Here is a 24479-nt window from a genome sequence, read left to right on the forward strand (position 1 = left end):
TCGCGGCCGTCAGCGTCCGGTCAGATGCTGGGCCCGGTACTGGGATGGCGGAAGACCATAGTGGTCTTTGAAGACCCGGCTGAAGTGGGCACAGTCCTTGAAACCCCAGTAAAAAGCCACTGAAGTTACGTCGATGTGGGCCAGCCTTGGGTCGGCAAGATCGCTGGCGCAGGCGCACAGACGATGCTCACGAAGGAGTTTGTTGAACGAGGTGCCGAGGGTCTTGAAGATCCGCTGCAGGTGGCGGGGTGAGATGCCCAGGTGGTCGGCCACCATTTGGCCGGTGATGGCCTCGTTGCGGAGGTTGTGTTCGATGAAGGCCATCGCTTTCTGCAGGTAGATGGAATGGTATTCCTTGGCCCGGTCCCGAGTCTGGGTGAACAGTGGCTGCATCAGACTGAGCACAGCATTGAGCAGGCAGTCTTCGCTGGCGCCCGTGGGATCAGTCCGCCCGACAACGGCGGTTTTTTGCAGCAGAGGGGTCACCAGTGCGGCCAGGTCGCTCTTTGCCGAAACTTTTTCTGCCGTGAGAACCCGGGTATGACGCCAGTTGCGCAGGGCCATTTCTCGGGGAATGTGGAAACAGTACTGGTATCCATGCTCGCCATACTCAATGGAGAACGGCTGGTTTGAATCCAGCAGCACCAGGTCGCCCCGCTGCATAGTGGCGTGGCTGTGGCGTTGCTGAACCCGGGCGGAACCGTCGCGCTGATAGATCAGATAGAAGTACTGGTTGTCGCGGTTGTCCGCGTCGTGCCGTTTCCGCTGAAGGGTCAGCCCGCTGGCCTGGAGCTTGGTGAATTCCATGCCGTAGGAGCAAAACCTGCGGATCTGTCCGGCAAAGTGCTCGCGGCTCCCGACCTGGGTGCAGAGCCCTCCCACCGCCTGGTCAACGGACTGCTTCCAGGTCGCGACACGCTGATCAATGGCACTGACGTTTGTTGTTTTTATCATCGACGCCCTCGTTGGTTAACGATGGTACCTCGGGTAATCACCCACCTCCGCAGATGAAGGTAGCCCTTCTGGACGGAGGTTGCAGATGCAAAGTATTTCCTCATAGTAATCGGGGTGGCGGAGCCTGTCACCCCGCCCCAGGCCAATGTCGCAGGCAGTCAACCGGGATGTCGGTTACAGACAAGCCACCGTTCGGTGGCGTCCTAGTTTGCCGGCTGGTGCAGCTGGTCGAGGAACGCCTTGAACCCGCTTTCCATTTCGGCCACCCGCTGTTGCCATTCGGCCTTGTAGCCGGCGAATTCATTGCCGAGGCGGTTAAGGTCCAGCTGGGTTTGCGCCGCAACCTGGGTGCCCTCAGCCACGGATTGCAGGTCGGGCTCATCCAGCTGCTGTTTCTGCTCGTCCAGGCGGATGACCGCCTGATTCAGCGTACGCCGGTCTTCGGGTGCGGCGGAGGGGTTTTCCTTCAGCGCTTCTTCAATGGAGCGTGAGAGTTCGTCAAGCTGTTGCTCCAGCCGCTGGCCGTATTCCTCCATCAGGATCGAAAAGCGTTCGTTGGCCAGCTGGGCCTGCTGCTCCAGTTCCTGGGTCATACGCTCGATTTCCAGCGCCATCTCGTTGGACTGCCGTGACCAGCGGGCCTGCAGCTCCTGTCCAAGCTGCTCGAGCTTGCCGAGCACATTGCCAAACAGTGGCTGCTGTTCCAGGGCATCGCCGGTGCGGTAGTAGTCCACCAGCCACTGGTCATTCTTCTTCACCAGGTAGGTGGTGGTTTCGAGGGGGGGGCGGGCGTCTTCAAGGCCAGCGAGCAGGGTTTCGACGGTGGCTTCGTTGCCGTCGATCACCACCCGGCCCCACTGAATATCAACCCCCTGCCAATCCCGCTCGAAGCTGTCAAAGGCGGCATCGCTGATCAGGGTGGAATAGCTGTTGGCATCGGCGGCATCTCCTTCGACCATCGATTGCCAGAAAGCCTCACTGACTTCCTGAGGGGTATCGGGTCCGCTGCAGGCACTCAGCAGGGACGTGGCAAACAGGGCAGGGAGGAGAAACTGCTTTTTCATCGAACCTATTCTCTGTGGTGGACATCACTTCCAGATCCTACCTGAATTTGACCGATGTCGTCGCGACGATCCCTCCCATAAATTTTTGGAGGCGGTGTCGATTGGCGCTCGTCTGACGCGACTCTGTCTTGGAAGCCAAATCAAAATCTGGAGGGACGACAATGAAATTTATGCTGATTCGCAAAGCCGACGAACGGACCGAGAAGGGCGTTATGCCATCAGAATGCCTGTTGCAGGCCATGGCCGACTACAATGAGCGGTTGATGCAGGCTGGCGTCTTTGTGACTGGCGATGGGCTGAAACCGAGTTCTGAAGGGTATCGCATCGAATTCAGTGACGGCCAGGTCCGGCTGGAACTGCGCCGTTACTTTGAACTGGCGGATTTTGCCCCCAGCGCGGCCATCGAAAAACACCGGGCGCTCGGTGACAAGCTGGCCCGGCTACCGGTGGGCGTAAGCACTCATCTGGTGTTCGCCGGTCACTGCCGGGAAGCCCTGGAATTCTACGCCGATCTGATGGGCGGCCAGGTACGTGCCATGCTGCCTTACGGCGACACGCCAATGGCCGAACAGGTTCCGGCGTCGTTCCGCGATCGTATCTGCCATGCTGAACTGGTCCTGGGCGCTCATACGATTATGGGGGCCGATAGGCTGCCGGAGTGCTATCAGGCGCCAGCGGGCAACGAGATTGCCCTGCAATACGATGACATTGCCTTGGGTGAGGAGGTATTTCGCGCCCTGGCGGAGAACGGCAGCGTCCGCATGCCGTTTGCGGAAACCTTCTGGGCTCAGCGCTTCGGCATGGTCGTCGATCGGTTTGGTATCGGCTGGATGGTGAATTGTGGCATCCGGGAGGACGGCTGATCTATGGCGGGTTTGACATGCTTCTTGATGAATGACTGAGTACTGATGCCAGTCTTGCCTGCATTGAGACCGGCCACCGGATCCTGGCGGCCGGTCGTTTGGGGTGGTTGGTGTCAGAATGTATAGGCTGCGCCGACCGAGAAGTAATCAATGTCGACGTTATCCAGATCAAACAGTTCATACTCTGCCCGCACCTGGAAGGACATCAGCTGGAATCTGGCCCCAATGCCGTAGAGCGGATCGGTGCCGTCGTCGGAACCGCTGCCGAAACTGCCGTCGAGATCGCCGTCCCAGTCAATGGCACCGACCTTCGCGAACAGGCCGACCGGGCCGAGTTTGGCCCCAGCCAGTCCCGCGAGGGTCCAGCCGGTGACTTCTAGGTCATTGCCGCCAACGTTGTTGATCGTTCCGCTGAACTGACCGAAATCCACATAGGCACCCTCAACCGCCAGATCTACAAGGGGAACAAGGCCTATGTTGAAACCGGCGAATACCTTGTAGCCGGCGTCGTCATCGTCGAAATCGACCTGACCGAAATCCGGGTCATTGTCGCTGTAGTCGAGTTGTGAGGAACCTACCGATGCACCAACGTACAGGCCGCTGTCGCTGCCTGCAAATACCGCACCGGGCAAAAGGAGAAGGGTTACAGCCATGAAGGTATAAACGGTTCGTGCCATGATCTTAGCCTCCAATGCCAAGTGTGACCCTTAACTTCTAGTCCGCACGGGTAGCTTTGTCCATTCGGGGATTTGATCTGGGTCGGGCCGAACGTGGCTGTTACTGCTAAGTTAAGGGGCAAATCAGACTTGTAACAGGGTGCTTTTATGTCCCAGGATGCGTCCGACGACCAGACACCAGCGGCAGCCGTCAGCCGTATCTCTGCCAGCCACCTGCTGGCGCTGGTGATGGGGCCTGTGCTGATGTTCGTGGTACTGGTCTTGCCGGCGCCGGAGGCGTTGTCTCCGGAGGCCTGGCGGCTGGTGGCGCTGGCGGCCTGGATGGTGATCTGGTGGATGACCGAAGCCGTGCCGGTGCCGGTTACTGCCTTGTTGCCCATTACCCTGATGCCGATGCTGGGCATTGCCGACCAGAAAGCGGTCGGTGCCAGTTATGGTAACCCGCTGGTTTTCCTGTTTCTGGGTGGCTTCCTGATTGCCGCGGCGATGCAGCGCTGGGGGCTGCACCGGCGGATTGCCCTGCGTATCGTCAAGGTGGTGGGCACGAGCCCCTCAGGCATCATCGCCGGTTTCATGCTGGCGACGGCGTTCCTGTCGATGTGGATCTCCAACACCGCCACCACGGTGATGATGTACGCGGTGGCGATGTCCATCGTCGAATTTGTCTCCAGCCGCACCAGCGACCGGGTCATGGCCCGTCGTTTTGGCATCGCCCTGTTACTCGGGGTCGCCTACAGCGCCTCGATCGGCGGCGTGGGGACCCTGATTGGCACTCCACCGAACACCCTGCTCGCCAGTTTTCTCAGCGACAGCTATGGCATCCGTATCGATTTTGGTACCTGGATGCTGGTCGGAATTCCGCTGGTGGCGATCATGCTGCCGCTGACCTGGCTGCTGTTGTGCCGGCTGGTGTTTCCGGTCAAAGGGCTGGACCTGGGGGGGGCCGGCAAACTGATCGATCAGGAACTGAGCGAACTGGGTCCGATGTCGAGGGGTGAAAAGATTGTGATGGTGGTGTTCCTGTGCACGGCGGGGTTGTGGATTTTCCGCAGCCTGCTGGTTCAGTTCACCGGTCTGGCTGTCAGCGATACCTCGATTGCCCTGCTGGCTGCCACGATTCTGTTCGTGTTGCCGGCGTCGGTTGAGAAAGGTCAGTTCACGGTGGAGTGGTCGGCGGCAAAAATGGTGCCCTGGGGGGTGTTGCTGCTCTTCGGGGGCGGCCTGGCGCTGGCCGGTGCCTTCAAGTCCACCGGATTGGCGGAAGCGATCGGCCAGGGGGTAGGCGGGTTGTCCGGCGTATCCATCGGGTGGATCATTCTGGCGACCATTGCGGCGATTATCTTTCTCACTGAAATTACGTCCAATACCGCCACTACCGCGACCTTCCTGCCGATCCTGGGGGCTGTCGCGGTGGGGTTGGGCCAGAGCCCGTTAATGCTGGCGATCCCGGTCGCACTGTCGGCGTCCATGGCGTTCATGATGCCGGTGGCCACGCCGCCCAATGCCATTGTGTTTTCCTACGAAGATCTGCAGATCGCCGACATGATGAAGGCCGGGATATGGCTTAATCTGCTCACCGTTGCGCTGGTTTACCTGGCTATGTGGTCGCTGGTGCCGCTGGTGTTTGATCTTTCGTCCTAGCCCGTTGCCCCGGGGCTCTGGCCAGGAAACGTACAAACTCTTACAAAAAGACGGCAAATCGCTGGTACATCTGCGACCCATCCGTTCTTAAACTTTGACTATTCCCTCCTGTTGAAGTTGGCGGAACTGTGGCTATCACGTTGCTGTTGTCCTTGTTACCCAGTCTGCACCGGTTGTTTCCGGCGGCGGGCACTTGTGGGTGGGCCAAATGAGCCTGACCATTGCCGCCCTTAGCCATATCGGTCGCTGTGCCACCAGTAACGGGGACACGGTGGGCTGGTGCCGGTCCAGTGACGGTCACAGGTTGCTGGGTATCATCGCGGATGGCATACGTGGGGATGACGGCGGCGAAATCGCCAGCCGGATTGCCGTGGACACCCTGCTGGCGGTGCTCAAACCGGCGGTGGAACGGGGCGTGGCGGATGATGCCATTGCTGACCGGATCCAGGCGGTGCTGAACCTGGCCAATGAACGTATCGGCCATGCCCGCCGTGATCGCCCGGAACTGGATAACCTGGGGACCAGTGTGGTGGTGGCCTGGCTCCAGCGCGGACGGGCCTGGATTGCCCATATTGGGGATGCCCGCTGCTACTGGATGCAGGGTGAGCAACTGCAGCTGCAGACCCGCGACGATACGGTGGCCCAGCACATGATCGACGAGGGCTCGATCACCGAAGCCGAGCGCCAGCGGCTGCCGTTCCGCAAGGTTCTGAGTCGCGCTCTCGGGGTCTCACGGGACGCCGGCGCCAGCTATGTCGAGTTGACGCTGGAACCGGGTGAACGTCTGGTGTTGTGCTCAGCCGGACTGTTCGGGGCGGTGCCGGATCAGCACTGGCCAGAGCTGCTGACGTCACCTGGCTCCCTCGAAGAGCAGAGCCAGCGACTGCTTGACGCCAGCCTGGCGACTGCTGCCAGCGACAATGTATCGGTGATGATGATCCAGTTCTGCTGATTCGCCAGGCGGGTTTCCAAATAAAATCGCGGGGCGGAAGACGCATCCCACCCCGCACCCCTGAACAGCCAGAGGTCAGAACTTCGCGCCCAGGGTCAGCCAGAGCTTGTTGGTATCGACCTTGCCAGCCGCATCGTCACCGGCCATGTAGGCTGCATACTTTATGCCCCCGTAATAGGTCTGGCCAAAGCCACGGTTGTAGGCCACATCCACTTCGCTCCCCAGGTCATCAACCCCGGCGCTGTCGTCATCGGCGCTGAAGTCGTGATAGGCCAGAACCCATTTACCACCGGCAAGTGCGCCACTGGCGCTGACCATGAGGTCCTGCAGGCCGCTGTCTGGCGTGGCCAGGAACTGGTCGGCCCAGCCATTGAAGGCATGCAGCGTGGCCAGCGGGGTGGAGAAACCGTAGCTGCCATCATCGGAGCCCAGCACTTCGTAGGCCAGAGACAGGGTAATACCCCGGACATTCACCCCGGCGAGGGCCTTGTAGTAATCGGCCTCGGCCTCGCTGCCGCCGCTGTCAGCCTCTTGGCTGGCGTATTCCAGTTCGTAGAGCACGCCGATACTGTCCAGATCGGTCTGGCCGGCAAACCTCAGGCCGTAGGTATCGAGGCCGTTATCGGTGTTGTTGTCCAGCTCCAGCAGGTAGGCGTAGCCGGTGACCGTGCCAAACGGCAAGGCGTAGCTGGCGTGCACCAGGTTGTCCTTCGCGGTCTGGTCTTTGGCCTCGGCGAAGATTCGGTTGTGCTGGCTGATGTAGGCGTAGTCGATGCTCAGGTCGCCGAGTGCATAGCCCAGACGGCCACCATCGAAGGTCTGGCGGTCCTGGCGCCAGCCGACAGCACCAATGAAGCGCTGATTGTCGAAGGCGATGACCTGGCGTCCGCCTCTGGCGGTGAATCCGTCGCGGCTGTAGTTCAGGAATGCCTGGTCGACTTCCGTGGTTTCCGGGTCTGCAATGACCGAGTGCCCGGTGTTGTTCCCCAGGGTGTCGTTGTAGCTGTCGACCCCGGCGACCACCCGCGAATCTTCAAACTCCAGTACCCCACTCAGGCCATGGTAACTGCCGGTCTTGTAGCCAAGCCGCGAGCGCAGCGTCAGCCCGTCGGCATCCCTGAGGGGGTTGTCCTGGTCAACCTGCTCATACCGCAGCCGGAAATCACCATAGGTGCTGCCATCGGTGAAGGCCTGGGTGAACTCACTGGTTTGCGCATGGGCCCCGGCGCCCAGCAAGGTGGTGCTGAGTAACAGGCCGGTCTGTCTGAGGGTGAAACGTGTCATACGGTATCTCCTGAATCTCAATGGTTTGTCGTCGCACAAGTTCGTTAGCGTTCAAGAGCAGGGTGGTGCGTGCTTTCCGCCGGCTGTTGTCGTTATTCGAGGCAAAAAAAAACGCCTACCGCGCCAGGACTAGCTGGCTTGATAAGCGTCTTTGCTCTTGTTGACCGTTGCACCGGCGCAGGGAGTTGCCGTAACCCCGGTACGCTGGCGGAATGAGACTACGCACGGAGCGTGCCAAAACTGCGTAGGTTTTCTAACTGTTTGTAAGATAAGAAAATATTTAACAAGCACCAGTTTGGCGCAGGGGGCGGATGATCGATTATGTTGCAAATCAGTTGGTTGCACGCCTTGAAAGTGAGCAGGCCGAAACCCTGATTTGAGTATGCAGTATGCCTGAGGGTCGGCTAGGCTAAGTTTCAGGGCCCGGCTCTGGCGGTACCGGTACCCATGAGACAGCAGGGAACCTGCGAGCAACGTCAGGGCAAGTTAGGGAAAAGGTACGTCAAATGAACATTCAACCGGTTCGGATCTGCCTCTTTGTGTCTGCGCTACTTCTTGTCACCGCCTGTGGCGGTGGTGGCTCGTCAGGGACTGTGGTCACCAGTACCAGCCCGCCTGCGGACGCCACGGGTGTGGCCCGGTCAGCGGTCGTGAGCGCAACCTTCAACAGGGACGTGCTGACTGCCAGCGTCGACGACGCCAGTTTCACTGTGGCGACCCCCGGGGGGGCGGTGGCTGGCACGGTCAGTTTTGATGGGAATACCAACGTGGCCACGTTCACCCCGCAGGCGGCATTACCGATGATGGCAAGGCACACGGCGACCTTGGCCCGGACCATTGCTGATCTGGATGGCAATACCTTGTCAGAGGCGTACAGCTGGTCGTTCACGACCGTGGATGGTCAGTGGCAGGGTGAAACGGTCATCGAGTCGTCCAATGAGGACGCTGGGTTTCCCCAGGTGGCGCTGGACGCTGCCGGGAATGCCCTGGCTGTCTGGGTTCAGGACGATGGCGTGCGCACCAACCTCTGGGCGAACTATTACGACGTCGAGTTTGGCTGGGGCACGCCGGTCAAACTCGAGAATCTGGATGCGGGCAATGCCAGCAAGCCCCATGTGGCCATGGATGGCCAGGGTAATGGGCTGGCGGTGTGGGTGCAGAATGATGGCACCTGGAACAATATCCGCGCCAGCCGATTTGAACTCATGACGCAAACCTGGGACGCCCCGACGTTGCTGGAAGTCAGCAATGTTGCCAATGCCCATTCGCCACAGGTTGCGATGGACCGCAGTGGCAACGGGATTGCCGTGTGGTACCAGGACAATGGCATTCGCAACAACGTGTATGCGAGCTATTTCCAGGCCGGGAGCGGATGGGGCAGTGCCGAGGTTATTGATGCCAACATCGCCGGCACCCTGAATCCCCGTCTGGCCATGAACCAGCAAGGGGATGCGGTGGTGGTCTGGAAACAGTTCAATGCGGGCTTCACTCGCTATGACATCTGGTCGAATCGTTATGATGTGGGCAGCGGATGGCAGGTCGCTGAGCAGATCGAGTTCAGCAATATGGACGCCGGGGGCGCTGACGTGGCCCTGTCTGATAACGGGTTTGCCGTTGCCGCCTGGGCCCAGGACGACGGCACCCGAAACAATATCTGGGCCAGCCGCTACGACCCGGATTCGGGGTGGGGCAGCGCAAGCCTGCTTGAAAATGAGAATTTCGGCGGTGCAGGGAGCCCGCAGGCAACCATGGATGCCGCTGGCAACGCTCTGGTGGTGTGGTTCCAGATGGATGCCAGCCGCCAGAATGTCTGGGCGAACCGCTACAGTGCCGGGGCTGGATGGGGCAGTGCAGACATCATCGAAACCAACAGCACGGGCAATGCGCTCGATGCCCGGGTGGCCCTGGATACCAATGGCAACGGTATGGCGGTGTGGTACCAGGACGACGGTGGTCTGAACAACGTCTGGGCCAACCGCTTTCTGGCCGGCACCGGCTGGTCCGGGCCGGAACGGATCGAATCCAGTGACCTTGGCCATGCCAGTCTGGTGGATGTGGCGACAGGCCTCAACAGCAGTGTGCTGGCCATCTGGCAACAGAACGATGGGTTGCGCAACAGTATCCTCGTCAACCGGTTTGAATAACGGATCCGGATTCGCCGGAATGCGCACTCCGGTGCGTTTCCTGGTCTCAGGATCTGTCTGAACTCGGCCGGCCATGTGCCGGGCGGCGGGCACTTCTGCTCCCGCTGACCTAGACTGGCCATTAGAGGTTGTTTGAATCAGCGAGCCCGGTGGTTCCGTGATGTACGAGTCATGAAAAAAGTATTACTGGCCGGTATCTGGATGTGCTCAATGCTGTCGCTGGCAGGGTTGCCGGTGATAGCCAGAGGCGAATCCGTAACGCTGCAGCTGCGCTGGTTGCACCAGTTCCAGTTTGCCGGCTACTACATGGCGCAGGAAAAGGGCTTCTACAGCGATGCGGGGCTGGAGGTTTCGTTGCTGGAAGGCGGGCCGCAGGCGCAAAGGCCCATTGATGATGTACTCAGCGGCCAGGTGGATTTTGCGGTCACCGGATCCGGGGTGGTAATCGAGCGGATGGCCGGTCAGCCGGTGGTGGCACTGGCGGCGATCATGCAAACCTCGCCCATAGTCTGGATTACCCGGGCGGATGCTGGCATCCGGTCACCTCGTGACCTGCTGGGGCGCAGGGTCATGGTGCTGCCGCCGCCTGAAAGTGCGGAACTGCTGACGGTGTTCCTGCGAGAGGGCTTGCCGCTGGATGCCCTGGAGCTGGTGCCCACCAGTTATCAGCTTGATGACCTGATTGAAGGCAGGGTTGACGCCTTCGATGGCTACATTTCGAACGAACCCTACGCCCTGGAGCAGCAGGGTGTCGACTATTTCCTGATCGACCCCCGTGATTACGGCATCAACTTCTACAACGACGTACTGGTGACCAGCGAAGCGTTGACTGAACGCAATCCCGGCCTGGTGCAACGGTTTACCGATGCCAGCCTGCGGGGCTGGGAGTATGCATTATCCCATCAGGAAGAAACCATCGCCCTGATCCAGCAGCAATACGCACCGGAGAAGAGCCTGGAGCATCTGCGTTACGAGGCCGACATCATCCATCAACTGGTCATGCCAGAGCTGATTCAGGTCGGTCACATGAACCCCCATCGCTGGCAGTTTATTGCTGACAGCTACCGGGAGCTGGGGATGACTGAGGGTGACGGGACACTTGAAGGCTTCCTGTTTGAACCGTTGCAGCGTGTCGATTACCGGATTGCCGTGCTGGTGGCGCTGGCCAGCCTGTGCCTGTTGGTGGTGGGGGGATTTTTCCTGGTCCGTTTCAAGCAATTATCCTCGGCCCTGCAGGACAGTAATAAACGGCTGGAAGTCCTCGCCACGACCGACATGCTGACCGCGGTCAGTAATCGCCACGGTTTCTTCACCCAGGCCCGCCAGGCGCTGAGCCAAGCCCGCCGCTCCGGAGAGCCGGTTTCCCTGCTGATGCTGGACATCGACCTGTTCAAAAACATCAATGACCAGTACGGTCACGCCGCTGGTGACTCGGCCCTGCGGGCCTTCGGTGAACAACTGACTGAACTCGGACGCGAGCACGATGTGGTTGGCCGTCTCGGTGGCGAAGAGTTCGCCATGCTATTGGTGGATTGTGACGGCCAACGGGCGCGGCAGGTGGCCGAACGACTGTTGCAGAAAGTGGGGAGCCTTTCCATTGAGGTGCCGGACCGGGATCATCGCTTTGGCTTTACCACCAGCGTTGGCCTGGTTGAGGTGGATGACTCGCTGGAGGTTGAAGGCGCCCTGGAAGCTGCGCAATCGCTGGCCGACCGGGCTCTGTATCAGGCCAAGCATCTCGGCCGGAACCGGGTCGAAATCGCCGCAACGGGAATCGGTATGCCGTGAGCCAGCGCCCCTGAAAGTGGCAAACGGGTCTATGCTTTATCTATGGGCGAACACCTGTCGCGACTACCTGAAGAGCGAACCTCGGGGAGGGCATCATGTTGCTGGCTGAACATTCCACCGGCCATCTGGTCGAAATTCTGGATCTGGGCGCACTGTTCAATCCGTTCGAGAGCCGGGTCACCGGCTGCCTGCACTTTGGCGAGGAAGCCCAGGACCCGGAGCCCTACGAAAAGGAAAAACTGATGTTCCCCTCCGGCGAAGCGCTGCCCCGATGCTGGGTGGACGCCGATTACCGCACCTCGAGGGGGGCGTGAGAAAGGGGAGTGAAGCGTGAAAGGCTCCGGTCAGCGGGCTCTACATGCCGGCGGCCGTGCTCGCACTGCCCTTGCTGTCCGTACTCTCAAAAATCTTGTCTGCGGAGGCGGCCACAAAGCCGCCGTACAGCTCGCCATTCGCCGTCGGATAACGCTTGGCAAACTCGTAGAAACAGCTGGGGATGACCGCGGTGCGATCACTGAACACCACCTCGGCCCGGTCTGCCATGGTTGAGGACTGCTCCAGCAGGTCTTCAGGGGAGCCCTTGATGTCTCCCCCCGCACTGTTCACCGCAAACCCTTCTGCCTTCAGCACCGCATTAATGGCCGCCACCGAATCAAACCCGGTCAGGCGGTTGATGTTGACCGTGAAGTGGTTGGCCCGGTAACCCCAGGCTGCGACCCAGGCCGCGTATTCACTTTCTTTCAGCAGCTGTTGGTAGGTGGCGTAATCCACTTGCCAGTGAGTGCCTGAGTACAGAAAATCGCTGGCGCTGACCGCCTCTGCGGGGACCTGATCCACCAGACCCCGGACGATGGTCTGCAGTTGCGGGGAACACTGATCAACCAGCAATTCCGAGATGAACACCTTCGGGGCCGTCGGGTCCGGGTGTTCGTAGTGGCGGGCGTAAAGTTTCTTGGCCTCGAAGTGGTATTCACCGCCTTCGTGGTAGCCCAGGGCGAGAAAGTGGGCCGCCAGTCGCCCGAGGCCGACTTTGTCCAGATTGAAGGTGCGCAGGGCAATATGATCGTTGACGATGTCCCCGTCCTGGCGGGCTCCCAGAATCTGGTGAATCCGGTCAGCCGACGGGGTGACCGCACGGTAGTTGTCCCACAGGTGCTGGAACAGGGCCTGACGGTCGGAGTGGGTATCGGGGTGAATATCAGGATGCCTGTCAGAGTGCATAGCGGAACTCCTGCCGGGGCTGGCGGGTCTGCCCCGGGCCGGTACGGGTATGGGATTGACGGCCGATGGCGGCGGGTGCCAGGCGGACAAACCGGGCCTGGGCGCTATCGTCCAGATTCAGGGACCGGGCGAGGGCGGCGGGTACCTGCAGCACATCGTGCTCGGGCAGATACACGGCCTGTCGGGTAAGGGTGGCCCGAAAGCCCTCGCAACGGGTATTGGCAATCGCCAGCAGGTCGCCCTGGGCGCTGGCCGGGGCGCGATTCAGCACGGCGGTGTCGCGGGCGATGGCCTGAATGCGGCACGGTACCGAGCCGGCGATGCTGTGGATCTGGTCTCGTTCGGCCTCCACCGTGGGGCCGCCATCAAACAGGTCGACGTAGCCTTTGTGGCGGAAGCCTTCGGCTTCGAGCATGGCCAGCGCCGGGCGGGTGTCGGGGTGAACCTGACCAATGACTGCCCGGGCGGGCTCACTCAACAGGTTGGTGTAGAGCGGGTATTTTGGCATCAGCTCTGCGATAAAGCCTTTGTTACCGGCGCCGGACAGTTGCGTGACGGTGGCGAAATCAAGATCGACGAAGTGTGCCTGCAGCCAGTTCCAGAACGGTGACTCACCGGCCCCATCGGATACCCCTCGCATCTCGGCAATCACCGTATCGGCAAACCGTTGCGGGTGCTGGGCCATAAACAGGAAACGCACTTTCGACAACAGCTTGCCGGCGTGGGCACGGCGAAAGCGCGGGCGCAGGTACAGGGTGCAGATTTCGGTGCAACCGGTGTAGTGGTTGCACATGTTCAGCACCTCGACACTGTTGAACAGGTCCAGTTCGCGGGAATGATGGACTACCCGGCTGCGGTGGTAATGGTACAGCGGGCTGCTCAGCCCGACGGAGGCCTCGATCCCGGTGGTGCCCATGATCTCCCCACTGGCTTCGTCCTCCAGTACGAACAGGTAACTCTGCTGGCCAGGGCTCTGGACCGGGCAGGCGAAGCTGTCGATGGAATGCTGGATCCTGTTGACCAGGAACTCGTGGTCATCGATCAGTGAGGTAAACCCGGGGCCGGATTCAATGGCGATCGCCTGCAAGGCAGGCAGATCCTGATGGGCAATCGGGCGGATGATCATGGGCTTGGCTCCGTGTCTGGGACCGCTGGTCAGGCGATGGGACGACCGAAGAGTCGGCCTGGGTATCACATAGGGCTATTATGGAATCGGTAATGATCAGATTGCAGTTGCGAATTGATCGATATGTGGTATTGATTAATCAAATTGACCATTAAGGTTATCAATATGATCAATAGCCAGGACCAGCGCCTGATTACACTGCTGCGTCAGAACGCCCGTACCAGCATCTCTGATCTGGCCCGGGCCCTGCACCTGTCCCGCTCCACGGTGCAGAACCGCATTGCCCGGCTGGAGGCCAGCGGTATCATCAAGGGCTATTCGCTGGAGCTTGGTGGTGAGTACAACGCCAATCAGGTTGAAGCTCATGTCTCTATCAAGGTTCACCAGAAACTAACCGCCCGCACCAACACCGCACTGGAGCAGATACCCAATGTCGCCCAGCTGTACGCCGTCAGCGGGGAATATGATCTGCTGGCAATTGTCCAGGCCCAGTCGCTGGAGGCGCTGAGCCTGGTGCTGGACGAAATCGGTAATCTCGAGGGGGTGGAACGCACCAACTCGGCGGTGGTTTTGGAGACAAAGTTTCGGCGTTAGCCATTCAGCGCTATGCTGGTGACAGGCGCTACAGGCAGGGCAAAGGCGGGAAGACGGACGCAAGGTTTGGTGATGCTACAGACAAAAACACAATGGCTGCCGGGACCTCTGGCGGGTGCCCTGACCGGGTGCGCACTGGCACTCCTGTCGGGCTGTGCCAGCCAGCCCCAGTCGCCACCACTGACTCAGGACGAAGCCCGGGAAGTGACTTCGGAAGACGCCTGGGCTGCGACTCCGGAAGCCGCCCCGGAGATCGCTGCACTACCCTTCGCCCAGACAGATGCCCTGACCCGGCTGGTATTGTTGCAGCAGGTGTTTGAGCGTTACCAGGGGGTGCCCTACCGCTATGGCGGTATGTCCGCCAGAGGCTTTGATTGTTCAGGGTTTATCAAGACGGCCTACCGGGAGGCCTTTGGTCACCTCCTGCCGCGCACCACCGGGCAAATGGTGGTGGTGGGACAGGCGGTGGCGCGAGACCAGTTGCAGCCCGGCGACCTGGTGTTCTTTGACAGCAATGGCAATGATGGCCATGCCGGTATTTTCATGGGTGATGACCGGTTTATCCATGCGTCGACGTCCAGCGGGGTGCGTGAATCCTCCCTCAACAGCCCCTACTGGCGCCCCCGTTATTCCCAGGCCCGACGTCTATTCGTCCCGGCCCAGGTAGCGGCTGACAATCCGTGACCAATCCCCGGATTCGGTGACCGCCAGAACCTGTTCCGATACCGGCCCCCGCAGTTCGCTGCCCTGAGGCAGGGCAAGCCCGTAGAGCTGATTGTCGAAGACCCCGGGCAGAATGCTCAACCGCTGCCCGGGCAGCTGCAGGTTGCGGTACTGCATCAGCGCCCGGTCGTAGACAATGGCGTCGGTTTCGCCATCGACCACGGATTGCATGGCGGTGGTCAGGTCCGGGTAGCTCAGGTACTGAATACGCTGTTCGCTGAGGTAGGCCTCACTGGCGGTGTTGGCGATGGTGGCGACGGTATTGCCGGGCAGGTCCTGGGGCCCCTGAATCTGGTGCTGCAGGTTGCTGACGGTGAGTGCCGAGGTAATGGCGGCGGTAAAACTGGCTACCATGATCAGGCCGGCGAACATCCAGATCAGGCCAACGAGCCGGCCGAGCAGGGAGACCGGAGCCTTGTCGCCGTAACCCACGGTGGTCATGGTGACCGCTGCCCACCAGAAGCCTGAGCCGACACCCTCGGCGGTGGAGCCGCCAAACTGCTCAGGGTTGTGCTTGCGCTCAAACAGCCACAGGATCACCCCCACCAGCAGCAGTACCCCGGCCAGCGCGGCCACCACGCTGAAGAATTGCCAGCTCAGCAGCGATTTCAGGCTGGTCAGCACGCTTTGGTCGGGGGCGTTGGGCACACCAATGGAGAGTCCGGTCTGATAGAAGGGGTGGCTGAAGTCAAAGCGGGTTTCCCGCTCTGCCGTCATGGTCAGGGCGCCCACCGCCACATCAATCTGGCCGGATTCGACCTGCGCCAGCAGCTGCTGGAAGGGCAAAGCGACCACCTCGTATTCCAGACCCAGTTCGTCGCTGATGCTGCTCCACAGGTCCATGCTGATGCCCTGCCATTGGCCATCGTCTGTCTGCATGACAAACGGCGGTACTTCCGTCACCCCAACCCGGACCGGCGTGGCGGCCTGGAGCAGGCCAGGTATCAGAAACAACAGGGTGGCAATCAGGCGGGGTAAGGCAGACATCGGGTTCTCCAGTAGCGGTCATGGTTGGCATGTTGCGGCTATTGGTTCCCGACTGTAACGGGTCTGGCTGGCAAAGTTAAGGTGAGCGGGGCGGTTGGCCAGAAAAAGGCCGCGGCGGGTGCCGCGGCAAAGGTTGGCGTCAGCGGGTAAGAAAGTCCGTAACCGGCTCCACCGCATCCGGGTGCCACAACAGGCGGTGATGACCGAGGCCGGCGGTACGCAGCAGACCGGCATCGGGCCAGTGATGATAGACCCGTGCACTCTCGGCCTCGTTGATTTCGCGATCGTCGCTGTCGATGACCACCAGGCCCTGCGGCATCAGCTGGGGGGCCAACTGTTCCAGCGACAGCCGGCTCCAGACGTCGGCCCCGAATCGGGCTTCCATGCGTCGGCGATGCCCGGACAGGGCGCTGGCGCTGAGGCCGAGCTGTTTGCCCAGGCCGTCGACCACGTCGGACAGATTTGCCGGCGGTGCCAGCAGCACCAGCTTGCGGGCGGCCAGCCCATCCACCAGCGCCCGCCCGGCGATGAGGGCGCCGACCGAGTGGGCGATGATGCCGTGCAGCGGACCGACGTGGTGGGCCACTCGCGTCAGCACCTCGGCCATCTCATACAGGTCAGTACGCTCGCCCTGGGCGCGGCCATGGGCGGGCGCGTCATACAACACGACCCGGTAGCCAGCCTCGACCAGCGGCTCGATATAGGCACCAAACTGGATGCCCGCGCCAGACCAGCCGTGAACGCCGAGGATGGTCGGGCCATCGCCCCAGCTGTAGACCGGCAGGGTATGGGCGCCATGGTGTAGCTGGGTATGGCTGTCGGCCTGATCGAGCAGGTATTCGTAGCGCGAGGGCATCGGTAACCGTTGCGGTGTGAACGCGAGGCGGTCGATCAGCCGTGCGGCGCCGTCGGCGGACAGTCGGGAGTAGAGTTCCAGGCCCAGGCGGAGAGCCTCCTGCCGGACCTTGTGCGGTTGCGACGAGGGCGATGCGGTGGTTGCGGTGGTCAGGTTTCTCATGTGGATGGTCATGGGCGTATGCCTCCCTGGTTCGGCCTCCGTGGCCGTAATGGATGACCGTTTCAGATTAGGGCTTGTGGCTGCCAGCGAGGAGTGTCATATTTGACATAGTAAATGCGAAAAAGGACATTGCTATGATCAAGGTTGCTGTGGTCGCTCTGCCTAACTGCCACGCTTCGGGTGTGTATGGGGTGATGGATTTCTTCGCGACCGCCAATTATTGCGCCCGTCTGCCGGGCCAGCGGGGGAAGCTGATGTTCGACTGCCAGCTGGTAACCCTGGATAACCAGCCGGTGCGCGGTTACAGCGGCGCCCTGGTCACGCCGACCTGTGAACGGGAGTCATTGCAGCCGGACCTGGTGGTGGTGGGATCCGGAGCGGAGGCGGTGGCGTCGCCGGCTCACCTTGAGCGCAGCATGCGCGAGCTTGCCCCGCTCTTTCCCTGGCTGCGGGCTGCCTTCGACGACGGTGCATTGGTGGCCAGCGTTTGTACCGGCAGTTTTGTCCTGGCCGAGGCCGGTCTGCTGGAAGGCCAGGTGGCCACCACTCATTGGCGCGCGGCGCCGATGTTCCGCCTGCGCTACCCGCAGCTGCGGCTGGACGATCATCAGTTGCTGGTGGACAACGGTCAGGTGATCTGTGCCGGTGGCGCGACCGCTTACACCGACCTGTGTCTGTATCTGGTCGAGCGGCTGGCCTCGCCAGCGCTGGCGTTGGCCTGCAGCAAGCTGCTGGTGCTCGATAACCGCCGTTCGGAGCAGACTCCCTACATGACGTTCTTCGGCCACAAGGCCCATAACGATCTGGCGGTGCAGAAAGCCCAGGCCTGGCTGGAGCAGCATTACTCCGGGCCGGTGGCGATTGACGAGGTGGCGGCCGTTGCCGGGTTGGGTAACCGGACCTTCAAACGTCGGTTCAAGGAGGCCACCGGCGAAACCCCACTGTCTTATTTGCAGCAGCTGAGGGTGGAAGCGGCCAAGCACTTGCTGGAGTCGAGCCGGGAGCAGACCAGCCAGATCATCTGGCAGGTGGGCTATGAGGATGCCAGTTCCTTTCGCCGGTTGTTCAAACGCACGGTGGGTTGCACCATGGAGCAGTACCGGAGCCGTTTCAGCTATGTGTCACCGGCTGTGTCCGCCAGCGCGCAGGCATTGGCGCATTGACAGAAATTCGCCATAGATCGCGAGTTTGTATACCTTTGGTCGATAATGAACGGAAGGGAGAGTCCTGTGAAACGCATGTTTGGCCTGGGTCTGGCGCTAATGTTGTTGGCGGGTTGTGTGCCCATGGTGACCGATATGTGGCTGGTGCAGCCGGTGTCCGGTCAGGTCTTTGATGCCGAAGACGGGGCGCCGGTGGTTGGCGCGGAAGTCCGCAACCTGGACCAGCCTGAGCTGACCACCGCGACCGGCACCGTCGGTGAGTTCGCCATCGAAGGCCAATCGGAACGGCAGTTTTACATGGCAATGCCGGCCAGCTACCTGAACCGCGAGATCTGGGTGGTGCGCCATCCCGACTACGCCGATGCGGTGTTTGTGACCCGTACGTTGGCCCCGCCGCGGTCAAGACAGCCAAGCCTGGCCGAGGTGCCGATGTTTGCCGGTCTGGAACAAGGCCCTGATGAGTGCCCCTTCGGCCACTACCGCCTGCGTCTGGCCGAGGATCTCCGTGCGCAGGAATCCCTGGACGATCTTACATTGCGAAACCTGACCGAACTGGACGGCGTACTGTGCCGCGATCCGGCCCTGAACGATCAGTGGCAGGATGCGTTGGAAGCGCTGTTCCGGGAGCGCGCTGAGGGAGGCAACCGCTGAACCATGCTCTATCCGGTCTCAACGTTGTTGTTGTTGCCCTTTCTGCTGCTTCAGGGCCGTCGTGTCCGCCGCGATACGCCGCGGCTGCCGGAGCCGGAGGGCCCGCGCAGCGGCCATGTGGGTGAAGGCGAACCGCTGCGCCTGTTGATCGTGGGTGATTCTGCTGCCGCCGGCGTCGGCGTTAGTCATCAGCACGAGGCGTTGTCCGGATGCCTGGTCCAGGCCCTGGCGAAACATCGCCGGGTCAGCTGGACGCTGTTGGCCGAGACCGGCCGCACAAGTGCGGATGTCCGGGCTGCCGTGAGTACCCATCCCACCGGGCATTATGATGTCGCGTTGGTGTCGGTGGGAGTCAATGATGTTACCGGTCGCACCGGGCGGCGCGACTGGCAAGCGAATCTCCGTGCCCTGAGCGCCGACCTGTGTGGCCGTTTTGGTGTGCGCTATATTCTGTTTACCGCGGTTCCCCCCATGGGGCGTTTTCCGGCCTTGCCACAGCCCCTGCGTTGGTACCTGGGGTTGCGGGCCGGGCAGCTGGATGGGGATATGCGCTCGTTGTGCGAGTCTGAAGCAGGCTGTGAGTACCTGGCCGTACCTTTTCCCCTGGATCACAACCTGATGGCCAGCGACGGGTTTCATCCGGGCCGCGATGCTTACGCTCTGTGGGGGGCGCATGGTGCGGAGCGTATTGTGGCCTGGCAGCAGGCCGGGGAGGCAGACACTTGACCGAGACATCCCGCACCGTGGCCCACAGGCTGGACCAGACCAGCCGCTATGGCCTGATAATCCTGGCCCTGATCCAGGGCTTTGCGCTGTATTTTCTTCATTTAGCGGCCGACAACGAGGTCTGGCCCGCGACCGATCCGCGCTGGATGTTCATGAGCTATGCCCTGGCGCTGGGGGTGCCGTTGTTCTACTACCTCGGGCTGGAGCGGGTGACAGACCGCCGCAATGGCTGGGGGCTGTTGCCGCTGATGGGGTTGCTGGGGGGATTGGGCTGGCACCTGGGCTGGTTAAGCTGGGCGGCCGAATTGGCGGTGCCCAGTCACGGTCACTTCGTTTTTGCGTTATCCACAAGTGTCGCTGTGGCGTTGTTTATCCTGGCGTTGTTCTTCCGGGTCTGGTGCATTAACCAGAGTCCCCGGTTCCACTATCGCCAGCTGCTGGAGTTGTCCTGGCAGAATGCCCTGACCCTGGCCCAGCTGGGGTTGTTTATCGGGGTATTCTGGGGCCTGTTGTTCCTGTGGGGCGGGCTGTTCAACGTGATCGGCATTGATTTCTTCGAGGAACTGTTCGAAGAACCCCTGTTTATCTATCCGGTGACGGCACTGGTTGGTGGCTGGGGGCTGGTACTGATCCGTGAGCGGATTCGCCTGATTGCCACGGTTCAGGCCATGTGTGAAGCCCTGATCAAGGCGTTGTTGCCCCTGGCGGCGTTGATTATGGTGTTGTTTCTGGGCGCCTTGCCGTTCACCGGGCTGGACAGAATCTGGGAGACCGGTCATGCCGCGCTGCTGATGATGTGGCTGGCGCTGATTCTGTTGTTCTTTTTCAATTCGGCGCTGAGTGAGAACCCGGATCAGCCGCCGTACCCGGTCTGGTTGCGCACCCTGGTGTACCTGGCAGTGGCGCTGCTGCCGCTGAACTCGCTGCTGGCTGCCTGGGCGCTGGGGTTGCGTATTGAACAGTATGGTCTGACGGTGGACCGCCTGTGGGCAGGGACCCTCCAGCTGCTGATTGCCGGTTTTACGGTCAGCTATTCGGTACTGGTGGTCTGGAAGCGTAGTCGCGCGTTGCCGGCGATTCAGGGCGCCAACAAAGTGCTGGCACTGGTGGTGGCTGCGGTGTTGTTGCTGGTCAACTCTCCGCTGGCGGACTTGCGAGCCTGGGCGGCGGCCAGTCAGGCCAGCCGTCTGGAAACGGGAAAAACCGCCATCGACGAATTTGACTACGCTTACCTGCGTTTTGATCTTGGTGCCTACGGCGTGCGTGAGTTGCAGCGTTTGCGGGACAGTGAGTTTGCGACCGCGAATCCGGAGGTGGTGGCAAGCATCGACGCAATTCTGCAACAGCAGAGCCGGTGGCAGAACACGGTGGTGGTGGACGTCGGGGATCCCGTTGCGGTGGCGGATATGTTTGCCCGGGTTCCGCCGGAGGTTGTTATCCCGGATGCCCTGTTGAGCGTGTTGAGCCGGGACCAGACGTCCTGTCTCAGCATGCCCCGAAAGTGTACGGTGATTCGTGCGCAACCGGATCCTGAGCGGGTGTACTGGCTGGTGGCCCGAATCCCGTTGAGAAATTACATCCATGGCAGCGTCTATGTGCAGTCAGCGAACCAGGTGCTTGAGATGGGCTCGTTCCAGGCGGCCGGCTGTGCCGACAACTGGCCGATGGAACTGGACAGAGAGGTGGAGCTGCAACCGCTGGTACCGCACACTGACGTCTTTACTGACGGTAAGTGTTTCTTCCAGGTTCGGCCGGACAGCGGTTACCTTGAATCGCTTCAGGGCCGCGCCCCGGCTGGGGCCGCCATCACCGAGGGCAGTGCACAATGAAAGTAGCCGTATTCTGTGGCTCCAGCTTTGGCCATGACGCCCGTTACCGGGACATCGCCGAGGCCTTGGGCCGTCATCTTGCCAGCGAGGGCATAGACCTGGTGTTCGGCGGCGGTAACGTTGGCCTGATGGGGGTTGTCGCCGACGCGGTACTGGCCGCCGGGGGAAAGGTGTATGGAGTGATCCCGGAGTCGTTGCGGGAACGGGAGTTGGCTCACGCCGGGTTGACCCAGCTGGAGGTGGTGGCAGACATGCACCAGCGCAAGGCCCGGATGAGTGAACTGGCGGATGCGTTCGTGGCCTTACCCGGGGGTCCCGGTACCATGGACGAGCTGTTTGAGGCCTGGACCTGGGGTCAGCTGGGTTATCACCGCAAGCCCTGCGCGGTGCTCAACGCCCATGGCTACTACGACCAGTTGCTGGCCTTTGTCAGGCACATGGCGGGAGAGGGCTTCCTCAAGCCGCAATACGCCGACATGCTGATTGTCGAGCAACAGCCGGAGGCCCTGATCAGGGCCATCCGCGGCTATCAGCCGCCGGCCAGCAAGTGGGCGGATCCGGCCCGCTAGCCCCTTGGATGAGAACATTCAGCCCTGGGGCCAGACCAGCAGTGCCAGACCCGCGGCAATGGCTATGGCGCCCAGCAGCCGGGATGGACTCCGGCCCCAGGGCAGCACTTTCTCCAGCAGCACCAGCACCGCAATCAGCGCAATGACCGTCAGGTTCATCACCCCGCCCACGAACAGCAACGCCATCAGCAGCAGGCAGCATCCGAGGCAGTAGGCGCCGTGATGCAGGCCCATGGTCAGGGCGCCCCTGAGCCCCGGGCGCCAGTGCTGCATGACAAACGTAAAAGGGCCGTGACAATGGCGCAGGCAGGCGTCTTTCCAGGGTGACCACTGGTACACCCCGGCGAGGATCAGGATGGCCGCACTGAATACCACGCTGTTGCTGGCCATCATCGGGGACAGCAGTGCGGCCTGTTCCAGCTGCCATTGCAAGGTGGTGGCAGCCAGGCTGAACAGTGTCCAGACGGCAACGTAGGCCACGACGAACAGGGCCGTGCCAAGGGCGGGGTGGGGCACCCGGCTATGGCGGGCCACCTGGCGATACAACAGGATCATCGGGATGGCACTGGGCACCATCATCGCCACCATCATGACCGCCCACATCAGGAACATCATCAGGAAATAGCTGGCCGTCCAGGGGCGGAACGTCATCATGTCCGCCATGGGCATCGCCGCCATGTCGGTGGCCAGCTCAATCAGATACCACCAGCACAGCGACACCACCACCGCCAGTGCCAGCAGGGTGGTGATGGCATCGCCTGACAGCCTGAACGTGCGGGCGTCGGCGTTGGTTGTCATGGCCGGACCTTAGCGATAGACGCCCTGTGGGCCGATATCGAGATGGGTCAGGTGGCTGTGGGTGCCCGCCAGATCCAGAGGCATGGCGCCCCGGGCCCGGGTGGTGCCGCTGGCCACTTCCGCCACCGCAAACTCGAAACCCTGGGGCAGATCAATCCGCGCCCGGTGTTCCAGTCCGGACACCGGATTGATGATCGGCGTCCCGGAAGACTCAATCACGTCACCGACAGTCACGGACGCGGTGCGGGCCTCGACATCTCCGGAAATGGAAACGGGGCAGAACACCGGGTCGTTCATCTTGGTCATCGTGCTGGCGAATACGTTGAAAAACGTGGCGCCGGGCTCTGAGGTGTCTCCTGAGAGGATGGCAAGGATGCCTTCACGCTGGGCCTCGCTGGCATTCTCATCGATGAACGCCTGGGCTTCACCATTGCCCTCGTGGATGGCGCCGGGCCATTTCAGGGTCATCACGAAAGACAGCCCATCCAGCCGGGTGTCGCCAAAATAGCCCTTGTCGATCCTTACCGCGCCCATGGCCTGACAATTGTCGTGGGTAGGGCGGGCACTGAACTGGCAGGGGCAGCCATAGTCACAGTTGCAGTTTACGAACTCCAGTCCTTCGATACGCCAGTCAGCCTTAGTCATGGCTCTTCTCCCTTGGCAGTCTGATGATCTTTAAGTATAGGTTCCGGGGGAGGGAGCATGGGCCCGGCCGGGCCCATCTTTAGACGGATGTGGCGTAAAAAGCTGCTGATTATTGCGAAACAATGCGCTTCAGACGCAGGGCGTGTTCCGGGTGTTGGACGGCGATTCTCCAAACAGAGTCTTGTAGTCCTTGGCAAACTGGCTGAGATGCCAGAACCCCCAGTAGCTGGCGATGTCTGCAACGGTCTGACGGGCGTTGGCCCGACGCAGGGCCCGGCGGACCTGGTTCAGCCGGGTCGCCCGCAGATACTGCAACGGGCTGATGCCGAGAATGCTGTCGAAACTGTACTGCAGGGTACGGCGGCTGACATTGGTCAGTTCACACAGGTCAATCATGGTCAGTGGCGCATCCTGGTGGCTGGCAACGTATTGCTTGACCTGATCCACCACCCACTTGCGGTGGCGGTAACCGGGCGGAACTTCATCGTTGGGGGATTCCTGCTGCAACAGTTCCAGCAGCGCCATCAGTACCAGGTCTTTCTGCAGATGAGGCGCGGTCAGTCGCCGGTCGCCATCCAGCAGGCGCGAGATGATGTAGCGCATGGCGTCGAGGGTTCGGGCGGGCACGCTCAGCCGTGGATGATGGAGCAGGGCGCCGTCTTCCAGCTCCAGCCCCTGTACCCGAGCGACCCGGTTTAGTTCGTCGCGGTCGATCACGACCCCGAAGATATCGAAGGCTTCCGGAGTCACCAGCTCGAAATCACAATGTCCCGGACGGCACATCACATCGCGATCGGCGACCACCTGGCCGTTGATGCGGCAGTCATCCGCCACCGCCGGAATCCCGATCCATACCGAGTTTGGCCAGACATTGCACTGCTGCCGCAAGGCCTTGCTGGTGTGCTCGCGGAACACCTGCAGCCGGGGAAGCGGAAGTTCGTCGATACGGCCATAGAAGCCGCCACCGCTGATCTGGTCGTACTGTTGCTGCCAGTTGGTCAGGTTGTGAGCGTGTTCATCAGCATCGCGGGCCTCGGTTGTGCGCATTTTGGGTGCATTTTT

At 61.3% G+C, this 24479-nt stretch carries 24 protein-coding genes; 13 read left to right on the top strand and 11 right to left on the bottom strand.

Features of this window, described 5'->3' with window-relative positions; genetic code table 11:
- Positions 1 to 9: 9 nt before the first annotated feature.
- Both feaR and BLV11_RS08095 read right to left on the bottom strand, forming a co-directional pair.
- Entirely contained in the window at positions 10 to 954 is a 945-nt protein-coding gene (feaR, locus tag BLV11_RS08090; RefSeq protein ID WP_091812460.1) for a transcriptional regulator FeaR, read from the bottom strand.
- A 203-nt stretch (positions 955 to 1157) separates the two neighbouring features.
- A complete protein-coding gene (locus BLV11_RS08095) occupies positions 1158 to 2018 on the bottom strand; it encodes a hypothetical protein (RefSeq protein ID WP_091812461.1) in 861 nt (286 codons plus the stop codon).
- 161 nt (positions 2019 to 2179) lie between these two features.
- Here BLV11_RS08095 and BLV11_RS08100 point away from each other — a divergent pair, with 161 nt between their 5' ends.
- On the top strand, positions 2180 to 2881 hold the full coding sequence (locus BLV11_RS08100; RefSeq protein ID WP_091812462.1) for a VOC family protein: 702 nt from the start codon (positions 2180 to 2182) through the stop codon (positions 2879 to 2881).
- A 113-nt stretch (positions 2882 to 2994) separates the two neighbouring features.
- On the opposite strand, the gene BLV11_RS08105 is transcribed toward BLV11_RS08100, so the two are convergent.
- Positions 2995 to 3558: an outer membrane beta-barrel protein gene (locus BLV11_RS08105; protein ID WP_091812463.1), complete on the bottom strand. Its 564-nt coding sequence runs from the start codon at positions 3556 to 3558 to the stop codon at positions 2995 to 2997.
- Positions 3559 to 3705: 147 nt separating this feature from the next.
- Here BLV11_RS08105 and BLV11_RS08110 point away from each other — a divergent pair, with 147 nt between their 5' ends.
- Together BLV11_RS08110 and BLV11_RS08115 are read left to right on the top strand one after the other, a co-directional pair.
- Entirely contained in the window at positions 3706 to 5199 is a 1494-nt protein-coding gene (locus BLV11_RS08110) for an SLC13 family permease (protein WP_091812464.1), read from the top strand.
- A gap of 208 nt (positions 5200 to 5407) precedes the next feature.
- Positions 5408 to 6151: a PP2C family protein-serine/threonine phosphatase gene (locus tag BLV11_RS08115; RefSeq protein ID WP_091812465.1), complete on the top strand. Its 744-nt coding sequence runs from the start codon at positions 5408 to 5410 to the stop codon at positions 6149 to 6151.
- A gap of 75 nt (positions 6152 to 6226) precedes the next feature.
- Here the strand turns inward: BLV11_RS08115 and BLV11_RS08120 are convergent, their stop codons facing one another.
- Positions 6227 to 7435 carry an alginate export family protein gene (locus BLV11_RS08120; RefSeq protein WP_091812466.1) on the bottom strand — a complete coding sequence of 403 codons (1209 nt, stop codon included), beginning with the start codon at positions 7433 to 7435 and terminating at the stop codon, positions 6227 to 6229.
- A 506-nt stretch (positions 7436 to 7941) separates the two neighbouring features.
- On the opposite strand from BLV11_RS08120, the gene BLV11_RS08125 reads away from it, so the two are divergent.
- From BLV11_RS08125 to BLV11_RS08135, 3 genes are all read left to right on the top strand, one after another.
- The gene (locus BLV11_RS08125) at positions 7942 to 9579 is read left to right on the top strand and encodes an Ig-like domain-containing domain (protein ID WP_091812467.1); all 1638 of its coding nucleotides are present in this window, start codon (positions 7942 to 7944) and stop codon (positions 9577 to 9579) included.
- A 171-nt stretch (positions 9580 to 9750) separates the two neighbouring features.
- Complete coding sequence (locus tag BLV11_RS08130; RefSeq protein WP_091812468.1) at positions 9751 to 11367, top strand: GGDEF domain-containing protein; 1617 nt, start codon at positions 9751 to 9753, stop codon at positions 11365 to 11367.
- 95 nt (positions 11368 to 11462) lie between these two features.
- Positions 11463 to 11681: an acetyltransferase gene (locus tag BLV11_RS08135; RefSeq protein ID WP_091812469.1), complete on the top strand. Its 219-nt coding sequence runs from the start codon at positions 11463 to 11465 to the stop codon at positions 11679 to 11681.
- A gap of 40 nt (positions 11682 to 11721) precedes the next feature.
- On the opposite strand, the gene BLV11_RS08140 is transcribed toward BLV11_RS08135, so the two are convergent.
- Together BLV11_RS08140 and astA are read right to left on the bottom strand one after the other, a co-directional pair.
- Positions 11722 to 12588, bottom strand: a complete 867-nt coding sequence (locus BLV11_RS08140; protein WP_091812470.1) for a DUF1338 domain-containing protein — start codon at positions 12586 to 12588, stop codon at positions 11722 to 11724.
- Entirely contained in the window at positions 12578 to 13714 is a 1137-nt protein-coding gene (gene astA / locus BLV11_RS08145) for an arginine N-succinyltransferase (RefSeq protein ID WP_091812471.1), read from the bottom strand. Before astA ends, BLV11_RS08140 begins: the two co-directional genes overlap by 11 nt.
- Before the next feature lie 165 nt (positions 13715 to 13879).
- Here astA and BLV11_RS08150 point away from each other — a divergent pair, with 165 nt between their 5' ends.
- Together BLV11_RS08150 and BLV11_RS08155 are read left to right on the top strand one after the other, a co-directional pair.
- Complete coding sequence (locus BLV11_RS08150; RefSeq protein WP_091812472.1) at positions 13880 to 14308, top strand: Lrp/AsnC family transcriptional regulator; 429 nt, start codon at positions 13880 to 13882, stop codon at positions 14306 to 14308.
- A 72-nt stretch (positions 14309 to 14380) separates the two neighbouring features.
- Positions 14381 to 14992: a C40 family peptidase gene (locus BLV11_RS08155; RefSeq protein WP_091812473.1), complete on the top strand. Its 612-nt coding sequence runs from the start codon at positions 14381 to 14383 to the stop codon at positions 14990 to 14992.
- Here the strand turns inward: BLV11_RS08155 and BLV11_RS08160 are convergent.
- A complete protein-coding gene (locus BLV11_RS08160; protein WP_091812474.1) occupies positions 14954 to 16018 on the bottom strand; it encodes a transporter substrate-binding domain-containing protein in 1065 nt (354 codons plus the stop codon). The genes BLV11_RS08155 and BLV11_RS08160 overlap by 39 nt on opposite strands.
- 139 nt (positions 16019 to 16157) lie before the next feature.
- Complete coding sequence (locus BLV11_RS08165) at positions 16158 to 17048, bottom strand: alpha/beta fold hydrolase (RefSeq protein WP_091812475.1); 891 nt, start codon at positions 17046 to 17048, stop codon at positions 16158 to 16160.
- Positions 17049 to 17170: 122 nt separating this feature from the next.
- Between BLV11_RS08165 and BLV11_RS08170 the strand changes: the two genes are divergently transcribed.
- The 5 genes from BLV11_RS08170 (at position 17171) to BLV11_RS08190 (ending at position 21974) form a co-directional block, all read left to right on the top strand.
- Positions 17171 to 18199: a GlxA family transcriptional regulator gene (locus BLV11_RS08170; RefSeq protein ID WP_091812476.1), complete on the top strand. Its 1029-nt coding sequence runs from the start codon at positions 17171 to 17173 to the stop codon at positions 18197 to 18199.
- A gap of 66 nt (positions 18200 to 18265) precedes the next feature.
- Positions 18266 to 18850: a carboxypeptidase-like regulatory domain-containing protein gene (locus BLV11_RS08175; protein ID WP_139173218.1), complete on the top strand. Its 585-nt coding sequence runs from the start codon at positions 18266 to 18268 to the stop codon at positions 18848 to 18850.
- 3 nt (positions 18851 to 18853) lie between these two features.
- Positions 18854 to 19576 (top strand): SGNH/GDSL hydrolase family protein, encoded by a 723-nt coding sequence (locus BLV11_RS08180; protein WP_091812478.1) that lies wholly within the window; start codon positions 18854 to 18856, stop codon positions 19574 to 19576.
- Positions 19573 to 21405 (top strand): DUF4153 domain-containing protein, encoded by a 1833-nt coding sequence (locus tag BLV11_RS08185; RefSeq protein ID WP_091812479.1) that lies wholly within the window; start codon positions 19573 to 19575, stop codon positions 21403 to 21405. Before BLV11_RS08180 ends, BLV11_RS08185 begins: the two co-directional genes overlap by 4 nt.
- Complete coding sequence (locus BLV11_RS08190) at positions 21402 to 21974, top strand: LOG family protein (RefSeq protein WP_091812480.1); 573 nt, start codon at positions 21402 to 21404, stop codon at positions 21972 to 21974. Before BLV11_RS08185 ends, BLV11_RS08190 begins: the two co-directional genes overlap by 4 nt.
- Positions 21975 to 21992: 18 nt before the next feature.
- Here BLV11_RS08190 and BLV11_RS08195 read toward each other — a convergent pair whose 3' ends face one another.
- From BLV11_RS08195 to BLV11_RS08205, 3 genes are all read right to left on the bottom strand, one after another.
- Positions 21993 to 22772, bottom strand: coding sequence for a DUF2182 domain-containing protein (locus BLV11_RS08195; RefSeq protein ID WP_091812481.1), 780 nt, complete (start codon positions 22770 to 22772; stop codon positions 21993 to 21995).
- Between the two features lie 9 nt (positions 22773 to 22781).
- Positions 22782 to 23417, bottom strand: coding sequence for a DUF1326 domain-containing protein (locus BLV11_RS08200; protein WP_091812482.1), 636 nt, complete (start codon positions 23415 to 23417; stop codon positions 22782 to 22784).
- A 129-nt stretch (positions 23418 to 23546) separates the two neighbouring features.
- A complete protein-coding gene (locus tag BLV11_RS08205; protein ID WP_245725959.1) occupies positions 23547 to 24464 on the bottom strand; it encodes a helix-turn-helix domain-containing protein in 918 nt (305 codons plus the stop codon).
- Positions 24465 to 24479 lie beyond the last annotated feature (15 nt).

Origin of the sequence: Marinobacter mobilis (assembly GCF_900106945.1) — a bacterium.
Classification (GTDB): domain Bacteria; phylum Pseudomonadota; class Gammaproteobacteria; order Pseudomonadales; family Oleiphilaceae; genus Marinobacter; species Marinobacter mobilis.